Origin of the sequence: Rhizobium mayense, assembly GCF_030272705.1 — a bacterium.
Classification (GTDB): domain Bacteria; phylum Pseudomonadota; class Alphaproteobacteria; order Rhizobiales; family Rhizobiaceae; genus Rhizobium; species Rhizobium mayense.
Map to the genome: position 1 here is coordinate 1 of NZ_JARFYM010000072.1, position 8228 is coordinate 8228.

6 protein-coding genes and 1 pseudogene are annotated in these 8228 nt (G+C 60.3%); 2 read left to right on the forward strand and 5 right to left on the reverse strand.

Features of this window, described 5'->3' with window-relative positions; genetic code table 11:
* Nucleotides 1-68: 68 nt before the first annotated feature.
* The 4 genes from fabF to PY649_RS34325 form a co-directional block, all read right to left on the reverse strand.
* Nucleotides 69-1331: a beta-ketoacyl-ACP synthase II gene (gene fabF / locus PY649_RS34310; protein ID WP_285873488.1), complete on the reverse strand. Its 1263-nt coding sequence runs from the start codon at nt 1329-1331 to the stop codon at nt 69-71.
* 21 nt (nt 1332-1352) lie between these two features.
* Entirely contained in the window at nt 1353-1859 is a 507-nt protein-coding gene (locus tag PY649_RS34315; RefSeq protein WP_285873497.1) for a winged helix-turn-helix transcriptional regulator, read from the reverse strand.
* A gap of 216 nt (nt 1860-2075) precedes the next feature.
* Complete coding sequence (locus PY649_RS34320; RefSeq protein WP_285873490.1) at nt 2076-3977, reverse strand: ABC transporter ATP-binding protein; 1902 nt, start codon at nt 3975-3977, stop codon at nt 2076-2078.
* A 2-nt stretch (nt 3978-3979) separates the two neighbouring features.
* Nucleotides 3980-5869, reverse strand: a complete 1890-nt coding sequence (locus PY649_RS34325; RefSeq protein WP_285873491.1) for an ABC transporter ATP-binding protein — start codon at nt 5867-5869, stop codon at nt 3980-3982.
* 322 nt (nt 5870-6191) lie between these two features.
* Between PY649_RS34325 and PY649_RS34330 the strand changes: the two genes are divergently transcribed.
* A complete protein-coding gene (locus PY649_RS34330; protein WP_285873493.1) occupies nt 6192-6848 on the forward strand; it encodes a dihydrofolate reductase family protein in 657 nt (218 codons plus the stop codon).
* Nucleotides 6849-7072: 224 nt separating this feature from the next.
* Entirely contained in the window at nt 7073-7765 is a 693-nt protein-coding gene (locus PY649_RS34335) for a hypothetical protein (RefSeq protein WP_285873495.1), read from the forward strand.
* Nucleotides 7766-7950: 185 nt separating this feature from the next.
* On the opposite strand, the pseudogene PY649_RS34340 reads toward PY649_RS34335, so the two are convergent.
* Nucleotides 7951-8052 (reverse strand): annotated as a pseudogene (locus PY649_RS34340) (IS30 family transposase); the annotation flags it as partial.
* Nucleotides 8053-8228 lie beyond the last annotated feature (176 nt).

The window sequence follows — 8228 nt, forward strand, 5'->3', positions numbered from 1 at the left end:
CTTGCCAGCGACAATCAACATGATACCTTCACCCCGACCGCGACTTAAGAGTCTCATCTAGATTGTCGCTAGCGTCTCATCCTGATCGCCGCGCTATACACGCCACCAAAACCGAAACCGTTGGAGATCGCATATTCCATGGCCATCGGCCGGGCGGTCGCGCCGACAATATCGATACCTTCTGCCGCTGGGTCCGCCTCCTGCAGGTTGCGGGTTGGGGGTGCAATCTGATCGCGCAACGCCATGATGGTGAAGACTGCTTCCAGGCCGCCGGCGGCACCCAGGAGATGGCCTGTCGCCGCTTTCGTACCGCTGACGGCGATACCGCCGTCGCGGCCGAACACCGTCTTGATCGCCTCCATCTCGCCGCGGTCGCCGACCGGGGTCGAGGTGGCGTGCGCATTGAGATGTTTGACATCACTGGGCGAAATGCGGGCCTGAGAAAGAGCTGCCAGCATCGCCCGGCGCGCACCATCGCCGTCCTCCGGGCCTGCTGTCATATGATAGGCGTCGGCGGCGGTACCGTAGCCGACGAGTTCGGCAAGCGGAGTGGCGCCGCGGGCAAGGGCGTGTTCCAGTGTCTCGATCACCAGCATGCCGGCGCCTTCGCCCATGACGAAACCATCACGGCCGGCGTCGAAGGGACGGGATGCTTCTTCCGGCCGGTTGCTGAAGCCGGTGGAAAGCGCGCGTGCCGCCGCAAAGCCGCCGAGGCTGACCTTGTCGATGCAGGCCTCCGCGCCACCACAGATCGCCACATCGGCTTCGCCGGCACGGATGAGCCGCGCCGCATCGCCGATGGCCTGGACGCTTGCTGCGCAGGCTGTCACTGGCGCGCCGAGCGGTCCCTTATAGCCGTAGCGAATGCTGACCTGACCGGCCGCCAGATTGACGAGGAATGAGGGGACGGTGAAGGGCGACAGCCTCCGCACGCCGCGCGTCTCAGCCGTGCGCACAGCATCGGCGATCGCCGGAAAGCCGCCGATACCCGAGGCGATGACCGTGGCGGTCCGCTCGAGCTGTTCGAGGTCGGTCGGCTGCCAACCAGCTTGTTTAATTGCTTCTTCCGCAGCCGCCATGGCGAAGAGGATGAAGCGGTCCATCTTCTTCTGGTCCTTGGTCGGGACGTAGCGATCGGCATCAAAACCGGCTTCGCCATCTTCCTCGAAGCTCGGCACGACGCCGCCGATTTTGGCGGCGAGATCGCCGACCATTGTCTCAGGCAGGAGTCGAAGACCCGACCGGCCCTCGACCAGCCGCCTCCAGGCAGGCTCGACGCCGACGCCCAATGGCGAAATCAGGCCCATGCCCGTTACGACGATGCGATCCATAGTGAGGTTCTCCTATATTTATCAGGCGTCGAAGCCCAGGAACCATGCCTTCATCTGCGCTATCCGTTCATGAACGGCCTCGTCCGCAGCCGGCCCGGGCACCAGGACCGTATCCTCCGGGTGAAAAGCGCGACCGGTCACGCGGTCGATGAGCAGGGGATCGCGATCCTCGCCGGTCGTTGCGTCGGCAAGCCGCATCGCGACTTCCTCGGGCGGCAAATGCCGGTTGCCCCAGGTAAACAGCGCCATGAGAACGGGAAAGAAGTCGCGCCCTTTGTCGGTCAGCACATATTCGTAGCGCGGCGGCCGTTCGCTGTAGAGGCGCCGCTCGAACAGGCCTTCGTCCGTCAAATGCTTCAGCCGCCGCGTCAGGATATTCGGCGCAACACCAAGATTCTTCTGGAACTCATCGAAGCGTGTCAGTCCCTGAAGCGCATCGCGCAGGATCAGAATGCTCCACCAGTCGCCAACGCTTTCGAGCGCACGGGCGGCGGGACATTTGAAGGCGCTGAAGCTTGTTCTCTGCATGGGCGAGGCGAATAGCATAAGTAACTATCATCATGCAAGTCTCTCAAGGTGCAGAGCGGCCACCTCGGTGCTTGGAGGCCTTGCCGCTTCGCGTCAATGCACCTCAGCAAAGACGGTGAGGCAGAACGATGCGGGAGGATAGCCCCCCCTGGTGAGGCGCGGAAGCCCGAAGGGCTGGAGCCTCGAACCACGAGCGCGGATGGCATGATCCAATCCCTAGGTATGCGACTCCGCCGGCACCGAAGCATTCGCTTCCTCCTCGGGAATATCGTCGAAGGAGGCATAGTTGAGGTTATAGAGCTTCGAATAGAGCTTGCCATTGGCCATGAGCTGATTGTGGTTGCCGCTTTCGATCAGCTGGCCGTTCTGCAAGACGATGATTCGGTCTGCCTCGCGGATGGTGGCAAGGCGGTGCGCAATAACAAGACCGGTACGGCCCTCGAGCAGCTTCACCAATGCCTTCTGGATCAGCATTTCGGTATAGCTGTCGATATTCGCGGTTGCTTCGTCAAGCACGAGTATCTTCGCATCGGCAACAAGCGCGCGGGCGAAGCTGACAAGCTGGCGCTGGCCAAGCGACAGACCGCCGCCACGTTCGCCGAGCATGGTGTCGTAGCCATCGGCAAGCCGCATGATGAACTCATGGGCGCCGACTGCTTGCGCGGCTTCGATGATCTCCTCGCGCGTCGCCTCCGCCTTGTTGTAGCGAATGTTCTCCAACACGGTGCCGGTGAACAGGAAGGGTTCCTGCAGCACCATGGCAATCTGCCGACCAAGCGAATCCTGGGTGAGGGAGCGTACATCATGGCCGCCGACCAGCACCTGGCCCTGCTGCACGTCGTAGAAACGATGGATCAGCGCCATGGAGCTCGATTTGCCCGAGCCGGTCGGCCCGATGAGCGCTACGGTCTCGCCGGGATTGACCTTGAAGCTGACATTTTTCAACACCGGATGTTTCGGATTGTAGCCGAAGACGACATCGCGGAATTCGACCGAGCCGTCCATATCCGGCGACAGCACCTTGGCGTCAGGCGCATCTTTGATGTCGACGGGCACGTCGAGCACATCCGTCAGCCGCTGGCCGGAGGCCATGGCGCGCTGCATGACCGAATATTGCATGGTGAGCGAGCGGATAGGGTCGAAGAAGCGCTGAATGTAGAACAGAAAGGCGACCATGACGCCGACGTCGAGCTTGTGGTTCAGCACCATCGAGCCGCCGACGATAATCACGATCGCCATGGCCATACCCGTCAGCGTATCGACGATCGGCACCATCACCTGCGCGTACCTCGCGGCGGTCAAATGCGCCTTGAGATTCGTATGTGCCTTGTCGTCGAAAAGTCCGAAATTCACTCTCTGCCGGTGCATGCCCTGAACCGCGCGCACACCGTGGATTGCCTCGGCCAGCGCGCCGTTGGTGACGGAGTTGGTCTCATGCGCGTTCATGAAGGCGACACGCGCCTTCGGCAGCCAGAACAGGCGGACGATGAAGAGGATCGGCATGACCGACAGCGTCAGCAGACCAAGCCGGAAGTCGAGCGAGAGAATGACGACGACGATGCCGAAGAGCAGGGCTATATCGCCGACGGAAAGCACAGATGTTTCAAGGAATTCCTGCATGGAATTGACGTCGCCCTGAAGGCGCGACATCAGCCGGCCGACTTCGGTCTTGTCCATGAAGGAGAGCGATACCCGCTGCAGATGCGCGAACATCGCCCGGCGGATATCGAAGAGCACTTCCTCAGCCACTTGGCCGACAAAGGTCTCCTGCACATAGCTTGCAGCGTAGTTGACGAGAATCGCCGCCGTGAAGATCGCCAAAGCCAGCCAAAGTGCCGAATAGTCGGTTGCACCGGGCGCCATCGCGTGGTCGATCGCGTAACGGATGACGAGCGGGATGACGATTTGCGACCCTGTGAAGAGAAGCACGGCCCCGACCGAGATGTAGATCTGGCGGCGATAGGGGCTGACGAAGGTCCAGATGCGGCGAATGATCTTGCCGTCGAAGACCTTGCCGAAGATCTCTTCCTCGACGCGATGCGAACCGACTACCGCACGGGGAGGGCGCCGCCCGTCCTCGCGCACGTCGTTGCGCTCGGTTTCAGTGGTTTCCGACATTATCAGGCCTCCCTCTTCGTCGCTGAGACCTTGTTGTTGGGCACCTTTGAGACATCGTCATCCGGGCGAACCTGCAGGTCGTACAGCGCCTCGTACCGCCCTCCAGCGGCAAGGAGCTGTTCATGGGTTCCCCGCTCGACGATTTCGCCGTCTTCGATAAACAGGATCTGGTCGGCATGCATCAGCGAACTCAGCCGGTGGGCGACGACGAGGGTCACCCGGTCGCGGGCAAAACGCTTCATGGCGCTGCGGATGCGTTGCTCGGTTGCTGCGTCGATCGCGGCGGTGGAATCGTCGAACACCATCACCGCCGGCTTCAGCATGAGCGTCCGAGCGATCGTCAAACGCTGGCGCTGGCCACCGGAAAGCGAGACGCCACGTTCACCGACGACGGTGGTATAGCCTGCCGGAAGGCCGAGAATGTAGTTGTGCAGTTGGGCGGATTCGGCGGCGCGTTCGATGCGCTGTTCCTTCGCCCAGGGATCGCCATAGGCGATATTGTTTTCAATACTGGTGGTGAACAGGAAGGAATCCTGCTGCACGACGGCGACCGACTGACGCAGCGACTGCAGCGTCGCCTTGCGTATATCCTGGCCGTCGATGGTGACGCGGCCGGATGTTACGTCGTAGAAGCGCGGGATCAGATGGGCGATGGTGGATTTGCCGCTGCCGGGCGGGCCGACGATGCCGATCGTTTCGCCGCGCCGCGCCTCGAAGCTGATATTCCTGAGGATGGGGCGCTTCTCCGGGCCGGGATAGGCGAAGCCGACATTTTCGAAGCGCAGAACGCCGTCCGTAACCGCAAGCGGCCTGGCGTCCGGCGCATCCTTGATGGCTATGTCGAGATCAAGCAGGGCAAACAGCCGGGAGCCGCATGTCGACGCGCGGGCGAACGCGTTGACCATCAGGCCGAGTTGGCGCACCGGCATCTGCAATATGGTCATGAAGGTCAGGAACGAGGCGAGGGTGCCAACGCTGATCTCGCCCGCAATCACCTTGTTGCCGCCGACCCAGAGCACAAGGCCCATGGCCGCAAAAAAGGAGAAATTCATAGCGCTGGTGTTGATGACACGGATACCGACGCGTTTGTGAGCGAGGGTGAGCGCGTTGTGCGACGCCCTGTCGAACTTCATCAGTTCGTGAGCCTGCGCGGCGAAGGCGCGCACGACACGAATGCCGCCGAGGTTTTCTTCCATCACGCGGGTCAGCACCGAGAGCCGTTCCTGCAGGTCGAGCCAGGTCGAACGCAATCTTAGCTGCGTCACCGAAGAGCGCCAGGCAACGAAGGGCACGAAGCTCAGCGCCAAAAGCCCGAGCAGGACATCGGTCGACAGCAGCATATAGGCGCCGACGCCGATCAGCATGGTGAGCAGCACCATGCGCACCAGCGCCGTCGAAAAATACATGCGCACGCCCTCGAGATCGAGCAGACCGACGGTGATGAGATCGCCGGAATGCGCAGTGTCGTGGAAGCTGAAGGAGAGCTGCTGGATCTTTTCGTAGCAGGCGAGCCGCAGCTCGTAGCCCATATGGTGCCCGACGGCTTCGCTGTAATAGTTCTGCACCATCGTGAAAAGACCGCGCAGGATGCTGACGACCAGCAGGAGCAAGGCAGTCGTCAACAATGCATTTTCCGCGAGCTGGCCGGCCGCGCCGCCGGCAACCACCGTTTGTGTTTGATCGACCGCGCGGCCGAGCAGGCGGGGGATCGAGAGCTGGAGCGTCGCCGCAACGAAAGTCGCGCCGATCGCAAAACTGGTCTGCCAGGGATGCCGCAGCGTCATATGCGTGATCCGCACGATGGTGGAGAGGCCCCGACCCCAACCGGCCGCACTAACATGCGCCAACGAAGCCAATGGCTTCGCCGCGCTTCTTGATGAATCGCTGCTCACGCTTTTATCCAGGCATTTTCGAACGAGGCGGGCCCGAAACCGGGTTCGGATCGCAAAGGAAATATTGGTAGGACGAATGTCGCCGATTCCAGCCCGTCATTCAAGAGTCAATTGGTCACAAGTGCTACCTGGACGTTAGATTGCGTGTTCGGGGATGGCCGTATTCGGCTGCGTTACGGGGTGGCGAATTGCGCTCGGACGTCATGGCGGCAGGCGCTGCCGGCAGTGATGAAAAGCTTCAGACAGAAATTCCAGACGCCTGTCGGTTTCGCCCGGAGACAAACGTCCTAGGATCGACAACCCAAAGTCCATGGAGGACATCATGCGCAGGATCATAGCAGCCACATTCGTCAGCCTCGATGGCGTCATGCAAGCACCAGGGGCTCCGGAGGAAGATCCAACCGGCGGCTTCCAGTTCGGCGGCTGGACGTTCCATTATTTCGACGAAGCGACAGGCGCAGCTTTGGGCCACATGTTCGACAAGCCGTTCGATCTGCTGCTTGGCCGGAAGACCTACGACATCTTTGCGGCCCATTGGCCCTACGCCGGTGAAGACGACCCTATTGCCGTGCTGTTCAACAAGGTCACCAAATATGTTGCGACCCGCAGCGACGCCAGGCTCGGCTGGAACAATAGCCAATCGCTTGGCGCCGATGTCGTGGCTGCGCTGAGGGAGCTTAAGAAAGGCGAGGGGCCGGATCTGCTGATCCAGGGGAGCAGCGATCTTATTCAGACCCTGCTTCGCCATCGACTGATCGACGAATACAATCTGCTGATTTTCCCTCTGGTGCTGGGCAAAGGCAAACGGCTTTTCGGCGACGGAACCATTCCGGCCGCGCTGAAACTCATTCGTTCGCAATCCTTTCCAAGCGGCGTCATCATGGCAACTTACGAGCCCGCCGGCGACGTCAAGACCGGCTCCTTTGCCCTGAAGGACCCGTCTGAGGCTGAGATCTGGCGCCGTCAGAGCTTGGAATGATCGCCAAATGATTGCAGGATCTCGCCGGGCCCTGCATTTATCGGGCGCGGCGGGAGGCGATCGCAAAACCTCATGAATTATATGATGCTAAATGCTGTTCGCTTGGCTGAAAGCAGATCGTGCACTGCGAAAAATCCAAAATGACCGACGTTCGTTATCGATGGCGGTAAGTCTATTTGCTACCATGACACGAAACATCAAAGGAATCATGGGGCAGATTGCAAATGAAAAAGCTTATGATTTTGGTGGCCATCACCACGGTGGCCTTTTCTGTGTCGGCGCAGGCGCAACCGGTCACGAGTAGGGGCGGCTATGAATATGACAAAAATCTATTGAGCGATGCCACAACCCTCAACTGGAACATCGAGGCATGCAGCCACGGCGCCATCAAAACGGAAGTACAGGAGAAACTCGCGAAGCTAATGAGCGTTTCAGAGGCCAATGTCCGTCATGAGTTTTGCCGGCGGGTTCTCACCGCTTACGCGAAGGGTGCGATCCCCTATGAGGACTATCTTCAGTTTGCAGAAAATCACGTTCTGGCTCCGAGCATTTGGAGGGCTTTGAGAATTGCAGGTTCAGGCCCCAAGACACTGCAGGGCCACGGACAAGGTGACATCGTCCTTCCGGCTTCAGCAAAAATGGACTCCGGCGAGACGTTCAAAGGCTCCACGATCGCGTCGCACGGCAACGGCCACTTCTCGGTCCAGTCGTCGCGGCATTCGGTGAAATGCACCGGCACCTACGACCTCAGGGATCGGCGCCCAACGGTTACTCTTCCGGTCAAATGCTCCGACGGTCGCACCGGGAGCGCCGAGGTCACGAGAACGCCGGACCTCATGTCAGCCTGGGGGAAGGTAAAGCTGTCCGATGGAAGCACCGGACGGCTGACCGTTGGCACAGGTCGGAAGCAGCCGTGATTGGCAGGAAGAGCATAGCGGGGCATGGAGGTTTGGCACCGGCTAAGTTGGCTAAATCTGGCAAGCTTCCACGATCCCACGGTTGCGATGCTCCACACGCGACATGCTAGCGTGCCCGACGCTTGTGAATTGCCGGCGATAACTCATTGATATCATTCGGAAGTCGTACTTGAAAATAGAATGTACCCGAGTTGGCGGGCCATCTCGTTGATCGGAACCTTGCGCTCGACGAGGTGGCGAAGGCGGCGCCGATCGGCGAGGGTCAATTGCGAATAGCATCGGGACATGCCAAAATCTCCAAAGTGAAGCCATTGAAATCATTGGCATGTCGCACTTGGAAATAGAATGTACCCGGCTACATACGATGTCAAAGCTGACTAGAGGCGCGACGTCGTCAGCCAGTTAGAAACGCGACACTGGCTCTGATGGTCAGCCCCCGATCCGGCCGGCTGGGCCGGGTTGA